The sequence below is a fragment of the Arthrobacter sp. 05T423 genome, assembly GCF_056396245.1.
In genome coordinates this window covers 1-23635 of sequence record NZ_JBFTLC010000011.1, presented here as the reverse complement: position 1 = coordinate 23635, position 23635 = coordinate 1, and the positions used below count along the sequence as shown (strand labels likewise).

Sequence of the window (23635 nt, the reverse complement as noted above, 5' to 3'; positions counted from 1 at the left end):
AGGGTACAAAACGTTCTAGGCATATGTGCGGCGCCCCCGGATTCGCGGGGGCGCTGCGCTTTAACCGGTCGTTGCCCTCAGCATTAATCAGAACCTGCCGGCTATGCGGGTAATCAGTCCGGCACTCCGGGGAACGGACAATCCTGTCCCGCCGGGAATCCGGCTGGCTTAAAAGGCGGCGGCTGGCGGCGTATCCACCGTCGAAGGAACAATCTGCGGCGGTGATTTCCGACACCCTGTCCGTTGGAATGATAAACGCCCGCCGGTTAGCATCCGGATGCTAACCGGGCCGTCTCCGGCATCGCGCCGGTGGGGCCGAACAGCAGCTGCCCGGCTTCGCGCAAGACCACCGGTTTCCCCTGTGGCGAACAAGCTCCCCAAGTCGTGCCTCGTCCACGTAGCATCAAAGTACGTCGTAGCTAGGAGTGTGGCGAAATGTTTGAGCGATTTACGGACCGTGCCCGTCGCGTAGTTGTGCTTGCCCAAGAAGAGGCACGCATGCTGAACCACAATTACATTGGTACCGAACACATCCTCTTGGGTCTGATCCACGAGGGTGAGGGCGTTGCCGCCAAAGCTCTTGAGTCCTTGAGCATTTCGCTCGACGGCGTCCGCGAGCAGGTGCAGGAGATCATCGGTCAGGGCCAGCAGGCTCCTTCCGGCCACATCCCTTTCACGCCGCGTGCGAAGAAGGTGCTGGAGCTTTCGCTGCGCGAAGCCCTGCAGCTCGGCCACAACTACATCGGCACGGAGCACATCCTGCTGGGACTCATCCGCGAGGGTGAGGGTGTGGCAGCCCAGGTGCTGGTGAAGCTCGGTGCCGACCTCAACCGGGTCCGCCAGCAGGTCATCCAGCTGCTGTCCGGCTACCAGGGCAAGGAAGCTACCGGGGCCGGCGTCGGCCAGAGCCAGGCCGAGGGAACCCCCGCCGGTTCTGTCGTGCTGGATCAGTTCGGCCGGAACCTGACGCAGGCTGCACGCGAGAACAAGCTGGACCCTGTCATCGGGCGCGAGCAGGAAATGGAACGCGTCATGCAGGTCCTTTCCCGCCGCACCAAGAACAACCCCGTGCTGATCGGCGAGCCCGGCGTCGGCAAGACCGCCGTCGTCGAGGGCCTTGCCCAGGCGATCGTGCGCGGCGATGTGCCGGAGACCATCAAGGACAAGCAGCTCTACACGCTGGACCTTGGCTCCCTGGTGGCCGGCTCCCGTTACCGCGGTGACTTCGAAGAGCGGCTGAAGAAGGTCCTCAAGGAAATCCGCACCCGCGGCGACATCATCCTCTTCATCGACGAGATCCACACCCTCGTGGGTGCCGGCGCTGCTGAAGGTGCCATCGACGCAGCCTCGATCCTGAAGCCCATGCTGGCCCGCGGCGAGCTGCAGACCATCGGTGCCACCACGCTGGACGAGTACCGCAAGCACATCGAGAAGGACGCCGCCCTGGAGCGCCGCTTCCAGCCGATCCAGGTCAAGGAGCCGTCGGTTGCGCACGCCATCGAGATCCTCAAGGGCCTGCGGGACCGCTACGAGGCGCACCACCGGGTCACCATCACCGACGGCGCCCTCGCCTCGGCCGCGAACCTTTCCGAACGCTACATTTCGGACCGGTTCCTGCCGGACAAGGCGATCGACCTCATCGATGAAGCCGGTGCCCGGCTCCGCATCCGCCGCATGACCGCTCCGCCGGAGCTCAAGGAGATGGATGAGCGCATCTCCGAGCTGAAGATGGAGAAGGAGTCTGCGATTGACGCACAGGACTTCGAAGGCGCCGCCGCGCTGCGCGACAAGGAGCAGAAGCTCATCACCGAGCGCTCCGAGAAGGAACGCCACTGGAAGACCGGCGGCATGGACGACATCTCCGAGGTGGACGAGGACCTTATCGCCGAAGTTCTCGCGAACTCCACGGGCATTCCGGTCTTCAAGCTGACAGAGGAAGAATCCTCGCGGCTGCTGAAGATGGAAGACGAGCTGCACAAGCGGGTCGTCGGCCAGGACGAGGCCATCAGGGCGCTGTCCCAGGCCATCCGCCGCACGCGTGCCGGGCTGAAGGATCCGAAGCGCCCCGGCGGTTCGTTCATCTTCGCCGGCCCCACCGGCGTCGGCAAGACCGAGCTTGCCAAGGCTCTTGCCGAATTCCTGTTCGGCGAAGAGGACGCCCTGATCACCCTGGACATGTCCGAGTACTCGGAGAAGCACACGGTGTCCCGGCTCTTCGGTGCCCCTCCGGGCTACGTCGGCTACGAAGAGGGCGGACAGCTGACCGAGAAGGTCCGCCGCCGTCCGTTCTCCGTGGTCCTGTTCGATGAAGTGGAAAAGGCCCACGCGGACCTCTTCAACTCGCTGCTGCAGATCCTGGAAGACGGCCGCCTGACCGACTCCCAGGGCCGAGTGGTGGACTTCAAGAACACCGTGATCATCATGACCACCAACCTCGGAACCCGGGACATCTCCAAGAGCGTCGCCACCGGCTTCCAGTCCGGCACGGACACCCAGACCGGCTACAACCGGATGCGCGCCCGGGTCACTGAGGAGCTCAAGCAGCACTTCCGCCCCGAGTTCCTGAACCGTGTTGACGACGTGGTCGTGTTCCCGCAGCTGACGCAGGACGAGATCATCGAGATCGTTGACATGTTCGTGACGCGACTGGAGAAGCGCCTCAAGGACAAGGACATGGGCATCGAGCTGACCACGGCCGCCAAGGTTCTCCTGGCCACCCGCGGCTACGATCCCGCCATGGGTGCCCGGCCGCTGCGCCGCACTATCCAGCGCGAGATCGAGGACCAGCTCTCCGAGAAGATCCTCTTCGGCGAGCTGCACCCCGGCGACATCGTGGTGGTGGACGTGGACGGCGAAGGCGACGACGCGAAGTTCACCTTCGCCGGCAACGCCAAGCCGCGCATCCCGGAAATCGCCCCGAGCGCCTAGCCCCGGGCGCCCAGCGCCAGCCGCACTCCAGCGCCAAGAGGCCCCGCCCGCCCCCGAATGGGAGCAGGCGGGGCCTCTTGCTGTTTCCAGGGCCCCTGGCGGCCCTGCCGCCCATGTGGCGACTGGTCGAAGGCCGCCACAGTTCTGAAAGTACCGTTTCACTCATAGTGAACCCTCCTGTGATCCGTGGCACAGGAGGTGTTGAATCAGCACATGTCAACTGAAGATGCAGCGATCCTGCGTGAGCGACCGGCGACCCCCTTCCACGACCTCGACCACTACCTGGCGATCCCGCGCGTCAGTGGCCTGGCCCTCAGCCCCGACGGCCAGCGGCTGGTGACAACGGTCGCCACGCTGAACGGCAAGGGCACCGATTACGTCACGGCGCTTTGGGAGATGGACCCCTCGGGTGGGAGGCCGGCGCGCCGGATCACCCGCAGTGCCAAGGGCGAAGCCGGCGCCGCGTTTGCGGCCAACGGCGACATTTTCTTCACCTCCGCGCGGCCCGATCCGGACAAGGAGGCCGACGGCGATCCCGTCAGTGCGCTCTGGGTGCTCCCCGCCGGGGGCGGCGAGGCCCGGGTGGTGCTGTCGAGGCCAGGCGGCGTGGACAGGGTCATGGCGGCCCGGGATGCAAACGCGGCCTTCGTCACCGCGTCCGTTCTCGCCGGCTCCCGCGACGAGGAGGACGACGCCGAACGCCGCAAGAGCCGCAAGGACAACAAGGTGGCGGCCATCCTGCACAGCGAATATCCGGTGCGCTACTGGGACGCAGACCTCGGCCCCGCCCAGCCGCGGCTCTTCGCCGTGGAGCCGGGGCCCGAGCAGGAATCCGGCAAGCCCGCCACCGTGGACAGCGCCGCGCCCGTCACGCTGCGTAACCTGACCCCTCAGCTGGGTTCCCGCCTTCGCGAGGCCATCTCGGTGGTCAGCCCGGACGGCAAGACCCTTTACACAAGCCTGGTGAAGCCGCTGCCGAAGGCAGACCTGCGCTCGGTCCTCGCGGCCGTTGACGTTGCCACGGGCACCCTGAGAATCCTCCTCGACGAGGAGGGCATGAACTACTTCCCGGGGCCGGTCAGCCCCGACGGCGGCATGCTCGCCGTCGTCAGTGAAAGCGACACGACTCCGCAGTTGGCGCCGCAGGTCAAACTTCACCTCCTCGATGTTTCCGGGGAAGCCGGCCCGGAGGACCTGCAGCCCCTGGCGCACGGGTGGGACCGGTGGCCCCACCCGGAGGCGTGGCTCCCTGACGGCTCCGCCCTCCTGGTCACGGCGGACGACGACGGCGCGTCGCCGGTTTTCAGCGTCACCGTTGCGGCAGGTGCCGCCCGGGGGAGTGTCACCCGGGTAACGCCGGACGCGGTGGCCTATACCGACGTCGTTGTTTCACCCGACGGCAGCAGCGCCTACGCGCTCCGGAGCTCGTACGAGTTCCCCGCCGAGCCGGTCCGGATCGACCTCGCCACCGGGGACGTCACGCGGCTGCCGTCCCCCGCGGAGGGGCCGCAAACCGAAGGGTCGCTGGAACGGGTGGAGACTGCCGCGGCCGACGGCACCCGTGTGCCTGCCTACCTGGCCCTGCCGGCCGGGGCGTCCGCCGAGAGCCCCGCGCCGCTGCTGCTGTGGATCCACGGCGGCCCGCTGGGGTCCTGGAATGCCTGGACCTGGCGCTGGAACCCGTGGCTGCTCACGGCCCGGGGTTATGCTGTACTGCTGCCGGACCCCGCCCTGTCCACGGGCTACGGCCAGGAATACATCCACCGCGGCTGGGGCGGCTGGGGAAAGACGCCCTTTACCGACCTCATGGCCATCACGGATTCGGTGGTGCAGCGGCCGGACATCGACGAGAGCCGGACGGCCGCGATGGGCGGCTCCTTCGGCGGCTACATGGCGAACTGGGTGGCCGGGCAGACCGACCGCTTCAAGGCGATCGTGAGCCACGCCAGCCTGTGGGCGCTGGACCAGTTCGGCCCAACCACCGACGCGTCGCAATACTGGCTCAAGGAGATGACGGCGGAAATGGCGCTGGAGAACTCCCCGCACCTGCACGTCGAGAAGATCCGGACGCCCATGCTGGTGATCCACGGCGACAAGGATTACCGCGTGCCCATTGGCGAAGGCCTGCGGCTCTGGTATGAACTGCTGTCCAGGTCCCAGCTTGCTTCCGATGAGAACGGGCAGACCAGCCACCGCTTCCTCTTCTACCCCGACGAAAACCACTGGATCCTGCAGCCGCAGCACGCCAAGGTCTGGTACGGAGTGATTGAGCACTTCCTGGCCAAGAACGTCCTGGGCAAGGACATCGAGCTCCCCGCGGATCTGGGCCTCTAACCTCCCCGCTCCGGCCGACGCTAGCGCGAGACCCGGAGATGGCCGTGGTTGTCGCCGTAAGATGGGGGCTGTGACTGACTCCTTCACTGTTCGCCCTGCCCGGACCAGCGATGTGGCTGCCATCAAAAAACTGGTGGCGCCGCTGGCGGAAGAGCGAATACTGATGGCCAAGGAGACCGTGGCCTATTACGAGAGCCTGCAGGAGTTCCTGATCGCCGAGTCGGCGGCCGGCGAAGTCATTGGCTGCGGCGCCCTGCACGTCATGTGGGAGGACCTCGCGGAGGTCCGCACCCTGGCCGCCTCGGACGCCTGGCGGGGCAAGGGCGTGGGGCACGTCCTTGTGGAGAGTCTCCTGAAGCAGGCGGCGGCGCTGGGCGTCTCGCGGGTGTTCTGCCTGACGTTCGAGGTGGACTTCTTCAAGCGGCACGGGTTCGAGGTGATGGCTGACCAGTCGGCCGTGGACCCGCAGGTGTACTCCGAACTGCTGCGCTCGCATGACGAAGGCGTGGCCGAGTTCCTGGACCTTGCGCGCGTGAAGCCGAACACGCTCGGTAACACGCGGATGATCAAAGCGCTCTAGAGCCCGCCCCGACCTCCCCGCGCCCCACCTCCGCGCGGCTGGATTCCGGCTCCGCCTGCCCTGGGTCCGTGTAACCAGCGTCCGCGTGCCCGGCCGGGTAGATGCCACGCGGCTCGGATCGCTGGCCGCGCCTCCAGTCCGGCGGCTGCAGCTTCGGGAGGACCTTGGCGAGAGCCAGCGCGGCGTACATCACCGTGTTCACCGCCACGAAGGCTGCCATCACGCGGAACCAGTCGGTGAAAAGCAGGGCCTCGGGCACAAGGACGCCCGCACGTACTGCTGTTGCAATCATCCTCACCCTGCCTTTGCCAGGTGCTTCCAGCTGGCCTCCCGGCCCACTGACATGTCGATGATGCCCTTCACATAGACGACGTTGAGGAACATGTCGAACACCAGTTCCGGGACGACGGTCAGGGCCAGGAGGCGCGCCGGCCAGCCTCCGTGCCAGACGGTGACCATCCCCTAAAAGGAGAAAAGCAGGCCCAGCCCCAGCCAGAAGGGGAACCAGATCCACGTGTCGAGCGCGAGCACCGTCAGGAGGATCAGCAGCAGGTACGAACTCAGGGCGATGACTCCGTGTCCAAGGCCGAACTGCTGCGCCCAGTACCGGGCTGTCGGGGGCGTCAGGCCATAGGCTCCCAGGTTTTCCAGGGCACCGCGCTGCCACCGCAGGCGCTGGGCCCAGAGCGTCCGCCACGTCGGCATGAGCTCGGTGACCACTGCGCACTCCGACGGCGAGACCATGAGGCCGCCGAGTGACTTCAGGGCTATGGTCAGCTCATTGTCTTCGGTGAGCGCCCACGTGTCGTAGACGTCCCCCGTCACGCCGGGCAGGCCGTGGCCGCGGTTCTCGGCCACGGCCCGCAGCCCTGCCGGGCGGAAGACCGAGGCCGTTCCCGTGAGCACAAAGACCCTGCCGCGCCGGCGCCGCATGTCCCGCGCGTACCTGATGTATTCGTTGCGTTGGAATTGGCCGAGCAGCCCATGGCCCGGCTCGCCGTAGAAGAGCCCGCCGACGGCCATGAGGGCCCTGTCCCGCCTGAAGTATTCGACCGCGCAAGCCAGGAACCCGTCGTCGAGCAGTGTGCCGGCGTCCATCACCATGACAAGGTCGTTGTCGCCTTGGCCCGGAAGCATCCGCTTCAGCGCCTGGTTCAGGGCGCCGGCTTTCTTTTGGCTGTTGCGCACCGTCTCAAGAACTTCGACGCCGGCCGCACGGGCGGCCTCTGCCGTGGCGTCGGTGCAGTTGTCCGCGACCACGATGATCCGCTGCGGCGGGTGCGACTGGGCGAGGAGCGACGCGAGCGTCGATGGCAGCGACGCGGCCTCGTTGTGGGCCGGAATGAGGACGGTCAGCGTGACCGGTCCGGCGTAGACGCCCCGGGTCCTCGCCATCACGATGCGGGGTGCCAGCGGCTGCGCCGGGTTTGCTGACCGGCGCGCCTTCAGGGAGATGTGCCGGTCAGCCACGGCGATGCCGGCGATGAGCAGGAATGCGACGGCGATCGCCGTCGTCAGCAGCCAGGGCGCCGGGGCTTCTGCCACGTAGAGCACACCCCAGATCCCCAGCAGCTTGCCTTTGCTCGGGGCGGACACGGCCGGCGGCACAGTCGCCGTCACGGCCAGCCACAGCAGTGTGGCAGTACCAGTCGCGCCCAGGGCGATCAATGCCCCGGCGGTTTTCTGTAGCGTGCCTGGCGGTTTTATGGCTCACTCCCTCCTGCCGATTGTCGTGGTCGGCGATCTGACCGAAGCGATCGTGACAGGGCCGTCTCCGTTTTGCCGCGGGAACCGATCAAGATCCGCTCAAAGTTGCCGCGTAACAGCCTTCTGTTTTATAAATTTGCTGGATAAACTATGGGGAACCGGAAGGGACAGCATTGGGGGCTGTCCCTTCCGCCGTTTTTGAGCTTCCGCCCGGCCGGTGCCGGTAGTAGGGTCAAAGCACATCCTGACCGATGTCAACGAAGCACCGAAAGCCCAGGAGCCGGCCGTGAAGAAGCTCATCAATGATCCCCGCGCTGTAGTCGATGAATCCGTCGAAGGATTTGGCCTTGCCCATGCGGACCTCGTGACCGTCAGCGCCGACCCGAAGTACGTCACCCGCAAGGACGCCCCTGTTGCCGGCAAAGTCGGCCTGGTGTCCGGCGGCGGCAGCGGGCACGAACCGCTGCACGCCGGTTTTGTGGGACGGGGGATGCTCGACGCCGCTGTGCCCGGCGCCGTGTTCACCTCCCCAACCCCCGACCAGATCATTCCGGCCACGCTGGCCGCCAACTCCGGCGCCGGGGTGGTCCATATCGTCAAGAACTACACCGGCGACGTCCTGAACTTCGAGACGGCGGCGGAGATGGCCCAGGCGGAGGGGGTGGAAGTCCGTACCGTGCTCGTCAATGACGACGTCGCAGTGGAGGATTCGCTGTACACTGCCGGCCGCAGGGGAGTGGGCGGCACGGTCCTGGTGGAGAAGATCGCCGGCGCTGCAGCCGAGCGCGGTGACGGCCTCGACGCGGTAGCCGCCATCGGAAACCGGGTGAACCAGAATGTGCGGACCATGGGCGTTGCGCTCACGGCCTGCACGGTGCCCCACGCCGGCACTCCGAGCTTTGACCTCGAGGACGACGAGATCGAAATCGGCATCGGGATCCACGGCGAGCCGGGCCGCCACAAGATCGCCATGGAGAATGCCGACGGCATCACCAACCGGCTGCTGGAGCCGATTCTCAGCGACCTCGGGACAACGTCGGGGGAGAAAGTGCTGCTGTTCGTCAACGGCATGGGCGGAACCCCGCTGAGCGAGCTGTACATCGTCTACCGCCGGGCTGCCCAGGTCCTGGCGGAGCGGGGCATCACGGTGGAGCGTTCCCTCGTGGGGAACTACATCACGTCCCTCGAGATGCAGGGCTGCTCCATCTCCGTGCTGCGGCTTGACGACGAGATGACGGCACTCTGGGATGCGCCCGTGCACACGCCGGCCCTGCGGTGGGGCGTGTAGCAGTGGGGCTGGACGTGACCTGGGCCGTCAAATGGCTGACGCTGTCCGCCCAGGCGATGGCGGAACACAGGGTGGAACTCATCGAACTGGACAGGGCCATCGGGGATTCGGACCACGGCGAAAATATGGACCGCGGCTTTCAGGCGGTCCTGGACAAGCTGGCCGAGAGCCCTCCTGAAACCCCCGGCGCTGCGCTCAAGCTGACGGCGATGGCGCTGATGTCGAAGGTGGGCGGGGCTGCCGGCCCGCTGTACGGCACGGCGTTCCTGCGCGCCGCCACCACGCTGGGGGACGCCGCGAATGTGGATGCTGCGGCGCTCGCCGCAGCACTCGCGGCGGCCAGGGATGGCATCGTGGCCCGGGGAAAGGCCGAGGCAGGCGACAAGACGATGGTGGATGCCTGGACGCCGGCCGTTGACGCAGCCGCAGCAGCCGCGGCCGACGGCGACACGCTGGCAGTCCTCATTGCTGCGGCGGAGGCCGCCGAGGCTGGCGCCGTGGCGACAGATCCGCTGGTGGCGCGCAAGGGCAGGGCCAGCTACCTCGGGGAGCGCAGCGCCGGGCACCGGGACCCCGGAGCAGCCTCGAGTGCCCTCATTCTCCGCGCCGCTGCCGGAGCCGCCGCATGACGGTGCGGATCGTGGTTGTTTCGCACAGTGACAAGATTGCCGACGGCGCCGTGGAACTCGCTGCCCAAATGGCACCGGACGTGATGATGGTTCCGGCCGGCGGTACCGCTGACGGCCGGATTGGCACCAGCATGGAAAAGGTGATGGCAGCGCTGGAGGCCGCGGCCGGAGGCGACGGCGTGGTGGTGTTGACCGATCTTGGCTCGGCAGTGATGACCGCGGAATCGGCCATGGAGTTCGCTGAAGGCAGCGGCACTGTGCTCCTTGCTGACGCCCCGATCGTCGAGGGTCTCGTGGCGGCCGCCGTGGCGGCCCAGGGAGGGGCGAGCGTTCATGCTGTCCGGCGTGCCGCCGAGGCTACCCACGGGTACCCTGCATCCCGTCCCAAAGCCGAGGACCACCTTGCCCCGGCCTCCGGTGTAGGGCAGCCGGGAATGCAGGTGGCAGACGGTGAAACCGGGGCCGCCCCGGCAACGGAAGAACAGGCCTCCCCGGATGCCAGCGGCGACTTTGAACTCGTCAACCTCGCAGGCATGCACGCCCGGCCCGCGGCCAAGATAGCCGGCGGGCTGTCGGCGCTGGACGCGGACGTGACGGTGAACGGAGTGGACGGCGCCTCCATGACGGGCCTGATGACGCTGGGCGCAGGCAAGGGATCGGTGCTGCACGTGGAAGCGTACGGCCCCGACGCCGAGCGGGCTGTGGCGTATGTGGCGGGGCTGGTCAGGGACGGCTTCGGGGAACCCTGATGCGGTTCGGGCGGGCTACGTGTCCTGCCTGAGACCGGCTGCATCCAGCACCACGGAAGCGGAGACAAACCGTCCGCACTGCTCGCCGAACGGGAAGCTGGCCTTGGGCTCGAAGCGCAGAGTGCGCGTTGGCAGCGGCTTGCCGTTGGTGTACGACCCGCTCGCAGTGACGTCCATGGGGGAGTCGCCCAGGGTGTCCAGCTCAAGCATTCCCCGCTGCGTGCCGTCAGGCTTGGACGTTGCTGAGCACGTGCCGTCCGGCTTGGAACCGGCGCAGCCCAGATCCACCGGGACCGAGCCGGCCACCAGATCCAGGGTGTCCTCTGTGCACTTGCCGTCCTGGCAGGCCTTCAGATGCAGCATTTTCACGGCGGGCGAGTAGCCGGCCGCCACGGTGACCACGACTCCGGGCACCTGGCCGACCGCCGGGCACGCCGTTTCGAAAGCATGGCACCCCGAGAGGAGTGCCGTCGTCGTGATTGTGGCCAAAAGTACCCCTGTCTTGCCCATACTTCAGGGTAAATCCGCCCTTCGGCGGCGGAGCCGGCCAGCGCAAAACTGGCGCCCTCATCGTTACCCGGGCACCAGGAGTGGCGGCCAAAATGAGACCAAAAACCCGTGCGGCGGCCCCGTGGCGGCCCCCTGCCAATGGCGGTCAGGCGGGCAGCCGGTAACCACCCTGATGAAGCTCGGCCAGGCCGTCCGCGAGCAGGCCAGCCAGCGCGCGCTCCAGTTGCTCGGGCGCGCAGTTCAGCCTGTGCAGGGCAGCCAGCGGCACGCCGACGCCGGCGGCTTCGAACCCGAGGTCGGCCGGGGCCTGCTGGAACATCTCTGCCGGCACGGGTGCGTCGGCCAGCCGGAGGACGGCCATCACGCCGCCGCGGACTTGCCGGTCGGTGCCGTGCCACGCCTGGCCCTTGGGCGTGTACGACGGCGGCGGCTCGCCGGCGGCGAGCCAGGCGCACCGGTCGCGCACCGGGCACGCCGCGCATTTGGGCGAACGCGCCGTGCACACCAGGGCCCCCAACTCCATGACCGAAGCGTTCCAGCGGACGGAACTGCCGGCATCGGAGGGCAGCAGTTCCGCGGCAAGCCGCATCTCCGCCGCGGTCAGGGCGGGGGCGGGCAGGGCGGATCCGGAGAAGAGCCGCGCGTGGACGCGCCGGATGTTGGTATCCACCACCGTCTCGCGCCGCCCGAAGGCAAAGGCGGCGACGGCGGCCGCCGTGTAGCTGCCCACGCCCGGCAGGCCAAGCAGCTCCGCGAAGTCCGACGGGACCCTGCCGCCGTGGTCGCGCACGATGGCGACCGCCGCGCCGTGCAGCCTGAGCGCGCGCCGCGGATAGCCCAGCCGGCCCCAGGCGCGTACCGCTTCGCCCGCGGGTTCACCGGCCAGCGCAGCAGGCTCCGGCCACCGGCGCAGCCACTCTTCCCAGACCGGCAGCACGCGGACAACCGGGGTCTGCTGCAGCATGATCTCGCTGACCAGCACACCCCAGGGCGGGCAGTCGGCCGAGCGCCACGGCAAGTCCCGGGCCTCCGCCTCGAACCAGCCCTCCAAGGTGGAGTGGACGTCGGTTAACTCGGGGTAATCGGTTGTGGTTTTGATGCCAACACTCTAGTTGAAAACCCCGACGGCGGTTCCCGGCCGGGTGCCGTCAGCTGGCCTCCTTCTCCGCAGGCGGCAGTCCTTCACGCCGCCCGGGCAGCCGCCTGACATGGCCGTGCAGGGTTTCGCCACCGCGGCCGTTGGCGGCCGGAACGGCGAGAGCCACTACGAAGCTGGCGCTGTCCGGATCCCCGGCGCGGATGGTCAGGCTGCGGGTTCCTTCCGGTATGGACGGCGCAAAGAACTGCAGCTGGCGGGAGCCGACGGTGGCCACCTCATCCAGTCGGTACTCCGTGCCGAAGTGGTCATGGATAACGATTTCGGGGGTTTGCGGCTCGTCGTCATTGACTGAGGCGAGATGCAGGTTCACCACGATTCCGGTGTCCCAAATCTCAACCGCAAGCACCGTGAACTCAGTCCCCTGGCTCTGATGTTTGCCAAACGTCAGCGGCAGAAGGACGCGTTCGAGGTGACCGCCAGACACATGATCTACCATCAGTGGTCCTCTCCAACTCGGCCCGGTAAGTGGTAACCGGAATTCAATTTTAGTAAGCGTGCTGACAGTTGTCACCCGAATTTGGGTCACGAATTGGACATGGTGGGGCAGGGGCGGCGTGGTGGGCCAGCAGAAGGCCGGCCGTTCCTTAGCCTAGAGGGATGGGCAGGCAAGACACTCCGAACTCCGGCGCGGGCCGGAACCGGTCACCGAAACCGGCGGCACAGAAAACAGCACCCGGAAAAACGGTGCCCCGCACAGGGCGCAAGCCGAGCCCCGCCGTGTACCGCCGCCGTCGGCTTTTTGCCGGAGTGGCGCTGCTGTTGGTCCTGGGCCTGATCGCCGGCGGGGCAGCCACGCTCGCCAGTCTCCTCGGCGGCGCGCAGAAGGTCTCCTCTGCAGAGGACTCCTCCCAAAACTCGTCAGCGCAGGATTCGTCAGCGCAGGGCACCTCGCAGCCGGGTGCCACGGCCTCGGCCAGCCCTTCGGCAACCCCCTCCGCGTCGCCCACCTGCGACCAGAAGCTCGTGACGGTCAAGGCAGCCACGAACAAGACCTCCTACGCCGCGGACGAAAAACCGGTACTGAGCCTCACAGTCACCAACGGCGGAAAGCTCCCGTGCAAGGTCAACATCGGCACGTCGCAGATGGATTTCCTGGTCACCAGCGGCTCGGACCGGGTCTTCTCGTCCGCCGACTGCCAGGCATCCAGCACCGACCTGGTCAAGACCATCGCCCCCGGCAAGAGCGAAACGGCGAACTTCCCGTGGCCGCGCAACCGGTCGGTGCAGGGCTGCGAAAAGGTGCCGGACGGCGCAGTGGCCGGCAGCGGGTACTACGTGTTCATCGCAAAGCTTGGCGCGAAGGTCAGCCCGCCGACGGTCTTCGAGCTCAGCTGACGCCGCTCAGAGGAAGCGGTCCAGCAGGCTGGCTTCGGCCATCCGGCTGAGGCCCTCGCGGACCGTACGGGCACGCTGGTCGCCGATGCCGTCCACGGTCATCAGGTCGTCAATGGTCGCGGCCATGAGATGCTGCAACCCGCCGAAGTGGTCCACCAGCCTGTCCGCGACGGCCTTCGGCACGGCCTTAAGCCCGGAAAGAAGCCGGTAGCCCCGCGGCTGGACCACGGCATCGAGGGTGTCGACGCCGCCGGCGAAACCAATGATCCCGGCGATCTTGCTGAGGTCGATCAGTTCGGTGGGGCCGAGGTTGAGGAGGGCGTTGACAGCGCCGTCGATGTCCTCGGGGGACGCGTTCGGCCCGGCGTAGTCGCGGATGATGATGTCGCTGCCCGGCCCGCGGCCCACGGTGAGCTCGTCCAGCTGGAGGGACAGCAGCCTGCCGTCCTCGCCCAGCTCCAGCACATACTGTGAGATCTCCTCAGAGATCCGGCGCACCATCTCCTGGCGCTGCAGGGTCACGGCTACGTCGCGGACGGTCACCATGGCCTCGATCTCCAGGGCGGAGAGCGAGCTGGTCACCTGGTCAAGCCGGGAGCGGTAGCGCTCCAGCGTGGCCAGGGCCTGGTTGGCCCGGGCCAGGACCTTTTCGGAACCCTCGAGCACATGCCGCAGCCCGTTGACGTACAGGGCGATGATCTGCATGGACTGGCTCACCGAGATCACCGGGACACCCGTCTGGATCGCGACGCGTTCGGCGGTCCGGTGCCGGGTGCCCGATTCCTGGGTTTCGATGCTCGGGTCCGGCACCAGCTGGACAGCCGCCCGCAGGATATTGCCGGCGTCCCGGTCGCAGATGATGGCACCGTCCATCTTGGCCAGCTCGCGGAGCCTGGTGGGCGAGAAGTCAATGCCGATGTCGAACCCGCCGGAGCAGATCGAGTCGATGGTCCGGTCTGATCCCAGCACGATCAGCGCGCCGGTTCGTCCGCGGAGAATGCGTTCCAGGCCGTCCCGCAACGCGGTCCCCGGGGCCACCCTCCCCAAAGTCGCCTTGAGCGATTCTTCAGGGCTGCGAGCCATAGATATTCCCTTCAAAGGTGCAGGCGGGGCCTGCAGGTTTGCCGGTTTTCACTCGTCCGCCGGCAGGATCAAAAGTACTCGGTTTCCCGCACGCACCATCCTAGAGGTAGATTACCCCAGCAACCGCACGGGCAAGCCTCAAAGTGCCCCGTCGGGGGCCTGCGAAACAGGCATCCGGAGTGCGTTCGACGGCGGCTGGCTGAGGGGCACTTTCGGCCCGCCTTCGGTGCGGATTCCGCCCCTGCGATAAACTTGAAGCCTTGGCTGGCAGGTTCCGCCGCCACCCGGCGGGCGGATTTCGGAGCATCTGGTGTCCCCATCTGATGCGTCGGAGACTTTTCAGGCCGTTCCAGATTTCCAACCCGGATCCCCCGCGGATCGCAGTGAAAGTAGCACCGTGTCCCAAGAAGTGCAGAGCCCCGCCCGAGTGCACGAGATCCACAAGCAGGCCTCCCGGCGCCGGACGTTCGCCGTCATCTCCCACCCTGACGCCGGCAAGTCCACGCTCACCGAGGCCCTTGCCCTGCACGCCAAGGTGATCGGCACGGCAGGCGCCTCCAGCGGCAAGGCCAACCGCAAGGAAACGGTCTCGGACTGGATGCAGATGGAGAAGGACCGCGGCATTTCCATCAGCTCGGCAGCCCTGCAGTTCTCCTACCGGGACACCGTAATCAACCTGCTGGACACTCCGGGCCACGCGGACTTTTCCGAGGACACCTACCGGGTGCTCGCCGCCGTCGACTGCGCCGTGATGCTTGTGGACGCGGCCAAGGGCCTTGAGACGCAGACCATGAAGCTGTTTGAGGTCTGCAAGCAGCGGAACCTCCCCATCATCACCGTCATCAACAAGTGGGACCGCCCCGGTCTGGACGCGCTGGCGCTCATGGACGAGATCACGGAGCGGACCGGGCTGCTGCCCATGCCGCTGACGTGGGCGGTGGGCATTTCCGGTGACTTCCGCGGCGTGTGGGACCTGCGGAACGACCGCTTCGCCCGGTTCCAGCGGAACAACGCCGGCGCCAGCATCGCCCTCACCGAATACTTCACACCGGAGGAAGCGGCCGCCAACCAGGGCGACGACTGGTCCAACGCGGTCGATGAAGCCGGCCTGGTGATTGAATCCAACCTTGACTTCGACCTTGAAAGCTTCCACGCCGGCAAGGCCACCCCCATCCTGTTCAGCTCCGCGGCGCTGAACTTCGGCGTCAAGGAACTCCTGGACGCCCTGGTCGATTTCGCCCCGCCGGCCGCGCCCCGGCCGGACATCGAGGGCACGCCGCGTCCGGTCGAGTCCCCGTTCTCCGGCTTCGTCTTCAAGGTCCAGGCCGGCATGAACAAGGCCCACCGCGACCACGTTGCTTTCATCCGCGTCTGTTCCGGCGTGTTCGAGCGCGGCATGGTGGTCACCCAGACCCGCACCGGAAAGTCGTTCGCCACGAAGTACGCCCAGCAGGTGTTCGGCCGGGAACGGGAGGTAATCGACGAGGCCTACCCCGGCGACGTCGTGGGCCTGGTGAACGCGTCCTCGCTGCGCGTCGGGGACAGCCTCTTCCTTGAGGAAGCCGTGGAGTTCCCAGCCATTCCGCTGTTCGCTCCCGAGCACTTCCAGGTGGCCCGCTCCAAGGACCCCAGCCGCTTCAAGCAGTTCCGCCGCGGCATCGAGCAACTCGAGCACGAGGGCGTCATCCAGGTGCTGCGCTCCGACGTCCGCGGTGACCAGGCGCCGGTACTTGCCGCCGTCGGACCCATGCAGTTCGAAGTGGTGGAGGACCGCATGGCGCATGACTTCAGCGCGCCCATGCGCCTGGAACGTCTCCCATACTCCATGGCCAGGATCTCGACGGCGGACGCCATGCCGGCGCTGGCCAACGTGCCGGGCGCTGAGGTGCTGCTGCGGTCCGACGGCGAATACCTGGCCCTCTTCAACGATGTCTGGGCCCTGCGCCGGATCGAGAAGAACCACCCGGACCTCACGCTGGTACCGATCGGCACGCACAACCCCGCAAAGTAGCCGCGCCAACGCGGGGCTCCGGCTCCCGGACGGTCTCCCAACCAAGGAAGCAAGGTATCGCCGTGCCCACAAACCAGCCGTCTGCAGTACCGCCCGTTACAGGATCAGCCCGTATTCCGGGATCAGCAAGTGTTTCGGGACCAGCCCGCGTCGTGGTGACCGGCATGGGTTCCATGAACCCGTTGGGGGCCAACGTCGCGGAGACCTGGGAGGCGATGCTGGCCGGGCGCTCGGGCATCGCCGCGCTTACTGACGGCTGGGCTGAGGCCCTGCCGGTGCGCATCGCCGGCCGGGTCACCGCAGACCTCGGCGATTTCCTTGGCACCCGCGAGCTGAAACGGATGGACAGGTGCGGCCAGCTGGCGCTCGTGGCCGCCCGCGAAGCCTGGGAACAGGCGGGCAAGCCCGGCGTTGAACCGGAGCGGCTCGCCGTCGTGATCGGCTCGGCCTACGGCGGCATGGACACCGTCCTGGCCCAGGTCCGGGAGCTGGATAAGGGCGGCCCCCGCAAAGTTTCCCCGCACACCCTGACCCGGCTCATGGTGAACGGGCCGTCCGCGTGGGTTTCCATTGACCTCGGCGCCAAGGGCGGGGCGCGCACCCCGGTCAGCGCCTGTGCGTCCGGGGCTGAGGCGATTTCCCAAGGTGCCGAAATGATCAGGTCCGGGGCGGCCGACGTCGTCATCGCCGGCGGCGTGGACGCCTGTGTCAACGACCTCATCATCAGCGGTTTCTCACAGATCCGGGCGCTTTCCACGCGCAACGGTGATCCGGAGCAGGCCGCGCGGCCGTTCGACCGGGACCGCGACGGGTTCGTGCTGTCCGAGGGCGCGGCGATACTGGTGCTGGAAAGCGAGGACCACGCACGTGCCCGGGGCGCTGAAGTGCTGGGCGGTGTTGCCGGGGCGGCCGTGACCTCGGACGCGAACGACATCGTGGCAGCCGACCCGGACATGCAGGTGCGCGTCATGGAGAAGGCGATTGCGTCCGCCGGCCTCCGCGGGACGGACATCGGGTTCGTTCACGCGCACGCCACCTCTACTCCAGTGGGCGACCGGCTGGAGGCGCAGGCCATCAAGGCCGTTGCCGGGAACCAGGTTCCTGTAACCTCCACGAAGGCGCTGACCGGACACCTGCTCGGCGGCGCCGGCGCGCTGGGCGCGATCGCCACACTCCAGGCCCTTCGGACCGGCGACCTGCCCGGAACCTACAACGTGGCCAGCCTTGATCCCGAGGTGGACCTGAACGTCATCACCGGCACCGTCCGCGGCAGCACCGCGACGGCGGGACTCGTCAACGCCTTCGGCTTTGGCGGGCACAGCGTGGCGCTGGTGGTCACCCGCGGGTAAACGTTAACGCTTCCGGGTCCGCACCCGGGCCGCGGTCCCTGCCGCCAGGTCCAGGAGACCCGCGCCGAGGCCGACGATGCCGAAGGTGTTGTCAGGCGCGGCCGTAACCGGGGTGGTTGACGGGAACCCTGAAGGTCAGCTGCGAGAAGTCGCCGGCCGAGGTTGAGGCGGGGTCCACGTGCACGTGGGCGGATGCCGAGCCGACGCCCAGGACCATGAGGCCGGCTGCGGCCGTGACAACGGTGGCGGTTCTCAGGGCAGGGACCTTCAGTGCTGAAGTCTTCACAACAGGCTGGTGTGGCACTCCGACCAAAAAACACGGCAGCGTGGAAAAACCTTGGGCGCGGACCCGGATTGTCACCGGTTTGGGCGGCCCGGAATGGTGGTCGGACAGATGGCACACCGGGGAGGGGTGGCTGCCGGCCCTTAGAATTGCAGGGACGCCCGCACTGCCCCGTCGACTTTCCGGAAAGGACCGCTGATGATGCCCCGTGCCTCGTTCCGGCTTTTCCGCACCGGACTGATCGGCTCGCTCGTCATCGGGTTTGCCGCCGGCGGCCACCTTGCGGGTGGCGGCGAGCTGCCCTCTCCGGCCATCCTGGCGGCGCTGTCGGCCGTGACACTGGTTCCCGTCGCCGTCCTGACCCGGTTCCGGCTCTCCTTTCCGGCCCTGGTCGCGCTGCTGGGCGCCGGCCAGTCCTGGCTGCACTGGGCCTTCGATGCGCTGGGCGGCGCGGGGGCTGCCGCACCGGCATCCGCGGCGCTGATGCCTGGCCATGCCGGCCATGAGGGTGCAGCTTTGGATCCGGCGGGCATAAGTCCGGACGCACTGGCCGCCGCAGGGTCTGCAGCCGCCGGAGGCGTCCATTCCGCGGCATCCGACAGCGTCATGTTCGCCGCACACGCCGTGGCCACCCTCTTCACGGCCGCCCTGCTGGCCCGCGGGGAGCGGGTGCTGGCAACTCTGTCATCATGGCTACGGCCGCTCACCCGCCGGCCCGAACCGGCGGCTGTCCTTCCCGCCCGCATCCCGGTGCCCTGTGCAACTCCGGTCATCCTCCCTCGGCGGCGCCCCGGTGTGCGGCTGCCCACCCGGCGAGGTCCACCCGTGTCTCTGGCCGCCTAAAGGGGTTCCTTCCAGAGCGCTGTTCCTTTGCGGACTGTTCGCTTTCAGGCAGGGGGCCGACGGCGGCGTGCAGCTACCTGCCCGCGCCACCCTGATGGGCGCGCGGGACCCTGACTGATTTTTCCGTGAAAGGCATTACCCTCATGAACACCTCCCTTCGCCGTGCCCTCAAGACCGCAGCAGCCGCTTCCCTCACGGCCGGGCTCCTCGCCGCCGGTGCAGCTGCCGCCTCCGCACACGTGACCGTTGATCCCTCCGCGACCTCCGAGGGCGGCTTCACCAAGCTCACGTTCAGCGTTCCCAATGAGTCCGTGACGGCCAAGACCAACCGACTGGAGGTCAAGCTTCCCACCGGCACCCCGCTGACCTCGGTCTCCGTCAAGCCGATGGACGGCTGGACGGCCCAGGTGGTCACCACCGCCCTGCCCAAGCCGGTTGAAATTTCGGGCGCCACAGTTACCAAGGCCCCCACCAGCGTGATCTGGACCGCGGACGCCGCCCACCAGATCGGGCAGAACGAATTTCAGACCTTCACGCTGTCCGTCGGCCGGCTCCCGGCCGCGGGCACCACCCTGATGCTGCCCGCGGTCCAGGGCTACACCGACGGAACCACAGTTAACTGGGCCGACGCAGCGGAGGCCGAGCACGACCACGCATCCGCAACCTCCACTGCTCCGGCCGCGGAAGCGGAGGAACACCACCCGGCGCCGTCGTTCGTCGTCACCGCGGCGGCCGCTGACGATCCCGCAACGGCGATGCCGGACGCCGCGCCGGCGTCGGCTACGCAGGCCGAGGGATCCAACGGCGGCCAGGCCGCCGGCTGGATCGGGCTGGTCGCGGGTCTTCTGGGCCTCGCCGCGGGTGCCACGGCCCTGGCCCGCACCCGCGCGCTCAGGAAGTAGCCGGGAGGCTCCACCAAGCACAGCATCAAACCGAAGTGGCCCGTGCCCTCACCCTGGAACTGCGAGGGGACGGCGCGGGCCACTTTGACTGGCGGCTCAAGGCTTGCCGATGAGCAGTTCCAGGACCTCTGTCAGGTGGCCCACTTCCTTCACGGAAAAGCCTGCCGGGACCGGGCCGTGCCCGCTGGGGCTGGCGGGAACGACGGCGTGCGTGAAGCCCAGCCGGTGGGCCTCCTGGATGCGTTGGTTGATTCCCGGGACGGGGCGTACCTCGCCAGCCAGGCCCACCTCACCGAAGGCGATCAGGCGCTGTGGCAGGGGTTTCTTGTGCTTCGCGGACGCCACAGCCAGCGCTACCGCGAGGTCGGTGGCCGGCTCACTGAGCTTCACGCCGCCAACCGTGGCCACGTAGGAATCGTCCTTCTGCAGCTGGCACCCGGCACGCTGCTGCAGCACTGCCAGGAGCATGGCCACCCGCGAACCGTCCAGGCCGCTCGTTGCCCGCCGCGGCTGGGAGTTCTGGGTCTCGGCGAGCAGGGACTGCACCTCGGCGAGCAGCGGCCTGCGGCCCTCCATGGTGACCGTGATGCAGGTGCCCGATACCGGATCCTTGGTCCGGGTGACGAACAGGCCGCTCGGATCGGCCAGGCCTAGGATACCGTCCTCGGTGAGGTCGAAGCAGCCCACGTCATCGGTGGGCCCGTAGCGGTTCTTAACCGCCCGCAGCAGCCGCAGGCGGGAGTGGCGCTCGCCCTCGAACTGGCACACCACGTCCACCAGGTGCTCCAGCAGGCGGGGCCCGGCGATGGAACCGTCCTTGGTCACATGCCCCACCAGCAGCGTGGTCATGTTCCGGCGTTTGGCCGCCGAAATGATCGATGCAGCCACCTCGCGGACCTGGGAGACGCCTCCCGAACTGCCCTCTACATCGGCGCTGCTGAGCGTCTGCACGGAGTCCACCACCAGCAGCTTCGGCTCCACTTGTTCTACCTGGCCAAGTGCCTGGCCGAGGTCGGTCTCCGCAGACAGGTAGAGCGTGTCCGCAATCGCGCTGATCCGCTCCGCCCGCAGTTTCACCTGGGCCGCCGATTCCTCGCCGGTCACATACAGGACGCTCTGCCCCGTCCGGGCGAACTTGGCAGCGACGTCCAGCAGAAGCGTGGACTTTCCCACACCGGGTTCGCCCGCGAGCAGGATGACCGCACCGGGCACAATGCCGCCGCCGAGCACGCGGTCCAGTTCGTCCACGCCGGTGGGCAGGTAAGCAGCGGTCGTGGCGTCAACATCGGCGATGGGCCGGGCGGGCTCCAGAACTGTCGTGGCCGCCGTCGTACGGGCCACTGCGGCGCCGGTTTCCTCAACGGTGCCCCACGCCTGGCACTCACCGCACCGGCCCACCCACTTGACCGTGGTCCAGCCGCATTCCGCGCATTTATAGCCCGGAGCCTTGGACACCCGGGAAGTCTTTGTAGCCATTGCTCCACACTAACCGGGGGCTCCGACATTCCCCCGCCGGCGCTGCCTACAGCGGGGGCAGGAGGTCGCGTGCCTCGTGGGGATCGATGCCGGCGGCTTCAAGCAGGTCCACCATGAGCGGCCGGAACAGCATCACCACGGTCTCGCCCTCGAGCTTCTGCACCTTCAGCATCCTCGGGTGCAGCCGCCCAGCGATGTCGCCGAGGTCCTGCCGGGCGCTGCGCAGGTGGGCATGGCGGGCACCCTCCTGCACCTCAGCCAGGCCGAGCGAGAGCTCGTCCACGGATGCCGCCGTTTCCTGCAGCACCTCGGCGATGTTCTCCGTGGCTTCGTCGGACAGTGCGGCGTGGTTGATGGAGCTGGTGAGCCGGCGTGCGAAGACGCGGCTGTTGCGCAAGGCAAGGTCTATGTACTCGAGCGACTGCTCCAGCCGGTCCAGTTCGTCCCGGTGCCTGCGGTAGGCGGGCGCCAGCGTGGCTACCTCGCCGGAGGCCCGCAGCGAGTGCCGCATGGCGTCCACCAGCGGCTGGCTGTTCCGGCCCCGGACCAGGGCATGCCATGCCCGGGTGGAGTCGCTGTCCACCAGTGCGGCGGCGCATTCCCGCAGCACTTCCGCCAGTTCATGGAGCAGTTTCTGGACGTCCTTGCGCGGTTCGCGGCGGGGATCCTTGGGCGCCAGGATGGTGACCAGCAGGGCCACCACGCCGCCCACCACGGCGTCGATACTGCGGGTGAAGGGGCCGCCGGCAGGCGCCGGCAGCAGCACCACCAGGAGCGACTGCAGCGCCAGCTGCGTGGTGAAGATATTGCCGCTGTCCAGGAAACGGGCCAGCAGGATAGAGGTCAAAAGCACGACGGCGGCCTGCCAGATCCCGGCCCCCAGCCAGTGGAGCAGCAAGTCACCCAAGGCAATGCCGATGGTGCAGCCCAGGCCCACCTCCATCACCCTCCGCAGGCGCAGATCGCGGGAGAAACCGAGTGCGATCAGGGAGGACGTGGCGGCGAACAGCGGCCCCGTGTGGCCCAGCACGAACTCGGCGAAGGCGTAGGCTCCGACGGCGCCGAAACAGGAAGAGCCGCCGTCGCGGGTGGCGACGGCGGCTCTCGTGTTTCGGGGGGCGGGTTAGCCGTTGATGATCTGGGGGACGCCGAGGTGTTTGAGGCCTTCGACGCCGAATTCCAGGCCGTAGCCGGATTGCTTGGCTCCGCCGAAGGGGACGCGGGGGTCCACGGCGCCGTGCTTGTTGATCCAGACGGTGCCGGCTTCGATCCGGGCRGCGACTTCGCGGGCGGCTGCCAGGTTGGGGGACCAGACSGAGGCGCCGAGCCCGACGTCGAGGCCGTTTGCCATCTCAACTGCCTGGTCGATGGTGCTGTAGCGGATGATGGGCAGGGCGGGGCCGAATTGTTCCTCGGCGACGAGCGGGTTGTTGTTGTCGATGTCGGCCACGAGGGTGGTGGGGTAGAAGTAGCCGGGCTGGGCGGCGTCGGGGTTRCCGCCGAGCAGGATGCGGGCGCCGGAGCCACGGGCTGCTTCGACGAGGTCGGCGACGATGTCGTACTGGGCCTTGTTTTGCAGCGGGCCCAGGACGTTGTTTTCGTCCAGGCCTACGCCCATGGGCATCGCGGCGGCGACTTTGGTGAGTTCTTCGCAGACGGCGTCGTAGATGTCGTCGTGGACGTAGAGGCGCTTGAGCGCGGCGCAGGTCTGGCCGGTGTTGATGAAGGCGCCCCAGAAGAGGCCTTCGGCGATGGCTTTGGGGTCGGCGTCGGGCAGCACGATGCCGGCGTCGTTGCCGCCGAGTTCCAGGGTGAGTCGTTTGACGGTGTCGGCGGAGGACCTGATGATCGCCTTGCCGGCGGCGGTGGAGCCGGTGAACATGACCTTGCCGACGGCCGGGTGTTCGGCCARCCGGGCGCCGACTTCGCGGTCGCCGGAGATGACGGACAGGACGCCGTCGGGGAGTTCCTCGTTGAGGACYTTGATCAGGGCCAGGACGGAGAGCGGGGTCATYTTGGACGGTTTGACGACGGCGGTGTTGCCCATCCGCAGCGCCGGGGCGATCTGCCAGACGGTGATCATCATGGGCCAGTTCCAGGGSCCGATGGCGCCGACGACGCCGATGGGCTTGTAGTGCAGCTCGGCGTACGTTTCGCCGTCGTCCACGACGACTTCGGGCTTGAGTTCGGTRGTGGCGGTGGCGCGGAGCCACGCGGCGCAGGCACCGACCTCGAAGCGGGCGTTGGGGCCGTTGAGGGGTTTGCCCTGCTCGCGGGAGAGCAGTTGGGCGAGTTCCTCGGCAGAGCGTTCGACGGCGTCGGCGGCCTTGAGCAGCGCGGCGGACCTCGCGTCGTGGCCCAGGGCAGCCCACGCCGGCTGGGCAGCCTGGGCTGCGGTTACCGCTCGCTCCAGGTCTTCGACGGTGTGGACCGGTGCCTCGCCAACGGGCTTCCCGGTGGCGGGGTCGA

21 protein-coding genes and 1 pseudogene are annotated in these 23635 nt (G+C 67.8%); 11 read left to right on the top strand and 11 right to left on the bottom strand.

The features are described from left to right. Positions 1-435 precede the first annotated feature (435 nt). From AC1DFE_RS10460 to AC1DFE_RS10450, 3 genes are all read left to right on the top strand, one after another. Positions 436-2928: an ATP-dependent Clp protease ATP-binding subunit gene (locus tag AC1DFE_RS10460; RefSeq protein ID WP_476905815.1), complete on the top strand. Its 2493-nt coding sequence runs from the start codon at positions 436-438 to the stop codon at positions 2926-2928. Between the two features lie 213 nt (positions 2929-3141). Continuing rightward, on the top strand, positions 3142-5262 hold the full coding sequence (locus tag AC1DFE_RS10455) for a prolyl oligopeptidase family serine peptidase (RefSeq protein ID WP_476905814.1): 2121 nt from the start codon (positions 3142-3144) through the stop codon (positions 5260-5262). 61 nt (positions 5263-5323) lie between these two features. Beyond that, complete coding sequence (locus tag AC1DFE_RS10450) at positions 5324-5842, top strand: amino-acid N-acetyltransferase (RefSeq protein WP_476905813.1); 519 nt, start codon at positions 5324-5326, stop codon at positions 5840-5842. On the opposite strand, the gene AC1DFE_RS10445 is transcribed toward AC1DFE_RS10450, so the two are convergent. The 3 genes from AC1DFE_RS10445 to AC1DFE_RS10435 are packed head-to-tail and all read right to left on the bottom strand — an operon-like array spanning position 5829 to position 7510. Further along, the gene (locus AC1DFE_RS10445) at positions 5829-6134 is read right to left on the bottom strand and encodes a hypothetical protein (protein WP_476905812.1); all 306 of its coding nucleotides are present in this window, start codon (positions 6132-6134) and stop codon (positions 5829-5831) included. The two genes, AC1DFE_RS10450 and AC1DFE_RS10445, sit on opposite strands and share 14 nt — an antisense overlap. A gap of 2 nt (positions 6135-6136) precedes the next feature. Further along, entirely contained in the window at positions 6137-6301 is a 165-nt protein-coding gene (locus tag AC1DFE_RS10440) for a hypothetical protein (RefSeq protein WP_476905811.1), read from the bottom strand. A 3-nt stretch (positions 6302-6304) separates the two neighbouring features. After that, positions 6305-7510 (bottom strand): glycosyltransferase family 2 protein, encoded by a 1206-nt coding sequence (locus AC1DFE_RS10435; protein WP_476905810.1) that lies wholly within the window; start codon positions 7508-7510, stop codon positions 6305-6307. 325 nt (positions 7511-7835) lie between these two features. On the opposite strand from AC1DFE_RS10435, the gene dhaK reads away from it, so the two are divergent. From dhaK to dhaM, 3 genes are read left to right on the top strand one after another with little or no spacing between them, the layout of a single operon-like run. Then, a complete protein-coding gene (dhaK, locus tag AC1DFE_RS10430) occupies positions 7836-8837 on the top strand; it encodes a dihydroxyacetone kinase subunit DhaK (protein ID WP_476905809.1) in 1002 nt (333 codons plus the stop codon). A 2-nt stretch (positions 8838-8839) separates the two neighbouring features. Next, complete coding sequence (gene dhaL / locus AC1DFE_RS10425; RefSeq protein WP_476905907.1) at positions 8840-9466, top strand: dihydroxyacetone kinase subunit DhaL; 627 nt, start codon at positions 8840-8842, stop codon at positions 9464-9466. Then, positions 9463-10215, top strand: coding sequence for a dihydroxyacetone kinase phosphoryl donor subunit DhaM (gene dhaM, locus AC1DFE_RS10420; RefSeq protein ID WP_476905808.1), 753 nt, complete (start codon positions 9463-9465; stop codon positions 10213-10215). The genes dhaL and dhaM overlap by 4 nt, the downstream gene beginning before the upstream one ends. 15 nt (positions 10216-10230) lie before the next feature. On the opposite strand, the gene AC1DFE_RS10415 is transcribed toward dhaM, so the two are convergent. The 3 genes from AC1DFE_RS10415 to AC1DFE_RS10405 all read right to left on the bottom strand — a co-directional run bounded on the left by AC1DFE_RS10415 (position 10231) and on the right by AC1DFE_RS10405 (position 12320). Next, a complete protein-coding gene (locus tag AC1DFE_RS10415; RefSeq protein ID WP_476905807.1) occupies positions 10231-10704 on the bottom strand; it encodes a hypothetical protein in 474 nt (157 codons plus the stop codon). Between the two features lie 166 nt (positions 10705-10870). Further along, positions 10871-11707, bottom strand: coding sequence for an A/G-specific adenine glycosylase (locus tag AC1DFE_RS10410; RefSeq protein ID WP_476905906.1), 837 nt, complete (start codon positions 11705-11707; stop codon positions 10871-10873). A 166-nt stretch (positions 11708-11873) separates the two neighbouring features. Continuing rightward, positions 11874-12320: a hypothetical protein gene (locus AC1DFE_RS10405; protein ID WP_476905806.1), complete on the bottom strand. Its 447-nt coding sequence runs from the start codon at positions 12318-12320 to the stop codon at positions 11874-11876. 248 nt (positions 12321-12568) lie between these two features. On the opposite strand from AC1DFE_RS10405, the gene AC1DFE_RS10400 reads away from it, so the two are divergent. After that, a complete protein-coding gene (locus tag AC1DFE_RS10400; RefSeq protein WP_476905805.1) occupies positions 12569-13219 on the top strand; it encodes a hypothetical protein in 651 nt (216 codons plus the stop codon). Positions 13220-13225: 6 nt separating this feature from the next. Here AC1DFE_RS10400 and disA read toward each other — a convergent pair whose 3' ends face one another. Next, on the bottom strand, positions 13226-14302 hold the full coding sequence (disA, locus tag AC1DFE_RS10395; protein WP_476905804.1) for a DNA integrity scanning diadenylate cyclase DisA: 1077 nt from the start codon (positions 14300-14302) through the stop codon (positions 13226-13228). A gap of 397 nt (positions 14303-14699) precedes the next feature. Between disA and AC1DFE_RS10390 the strand changes: the two genes are divergently transcribed. Both AC1DFE_RS10390 and AC1DFE_RS10385 read left to right on the top strand, forming a co-directional pair. After that, positions 14700-16313, top strand: coding sequence for a peptide chain release factor 3 (locus tag AC1DFE_RS10390; RefSeq protein WP_476905803.1), 1614 nt, complete (start codon positions 14700-14702; stop codon positions 16311-16313). A gap of 155 nt (positions 16314-16468) precedes the next feature. Then, positions 16469-17662: a beta-ketoacyl-[acyl-carrier-protein] synthase family protein gene (locus AC1DFE_RS10385; RefSeq protein ID WP_476905905.1), complete on the top strand. Its 1194-nt coding sequence runs from the start codon at positions 16469-16471 to the stop codon at positions 17660-17662. A 91-nt stretch (positions 17663-17753) separates the two neighbouring features. Here AC1DFE_RS10385 and AC1DFE_RS10380 read toward each other — a convergent pair whose 3' ends face one another. After that, on the bottom strand, positions 17754-17948 hold the full coding sequence (locus tag AC1DFE_RS10380) for a hypothetical protein (RefSeq protein WP_476905802.1): 195 nt from the start codon (positions 17946-17948) through the stop codon (positions 17754-17756). A 195-nt stretch (positions 17949-18143) separates the two neighbouring features. Between AC1DFE_RS10380 and AC1DFE_RS10375 the strand changes: the two genes are divergently transcribed. Together AC1DFE_RS10375 and AC1DFE_RS10370 are read left to right on the top strand one after the other, a co-directional pair. Then, positions 18144-18788: a hypothetical protein gene (locus AC1DFE_RS10375; RefSeq protein WP_476905801.1), complete on the top strand. Its 645-nt coding sequence runs from the start codon at positions 18144-18146 to the stop codon at positions 18786-18788. 143 nt (positions 18789-18931) lie between these two features. After that, on the top strand, positions 18932-19690 hold the full coding sequence (locus AC1DFE_RS10370; protein ID WP_476905800.1) for a YcnI family copper-binding membrane protein: 759 nt from the start codon (positions 18932-18934) through the stop codon (positions 19688-19690). Positions 19691-19786: 96 nt separating this feature from the next. Here the strand turns inward: AC1DFE_RS10370 and radA are convergent, their stop codons facing one another. The 3 genes and pseudogenes from radA to AC1DFE_RS10355 all read right to left on the bottom strand — a co-directional run. Continuing rightward, positions 19787-21166 (bottom strand): DNA repair protein RadA, encoded by a 1380-nt coding sequence (gene radA / locus AC1DFE_RS10365; protein WP_476905799.1) that lies wholly within the window; start codon positions 21164-21166, stop codon positions 19787-19789. A 46-nt stretch (positions 21167-21212) separates the two neighbouring features. Then, a pseudogene (locus AC1DFE_RS10360) lies at positions 21213-22226 on the bottom strand (FUSC family protein); the annotation flags it as partial. Between the two features lie 63 nt (positions 22227-22289). Next, positions 22290-23635: aldehyde dehydrogenase family protein (locus AC1DFE_RS10355; protein ID WP_476905798.1), on the bottom strand; the 1346-nt coding region annotated here is incomplete at its 5' end.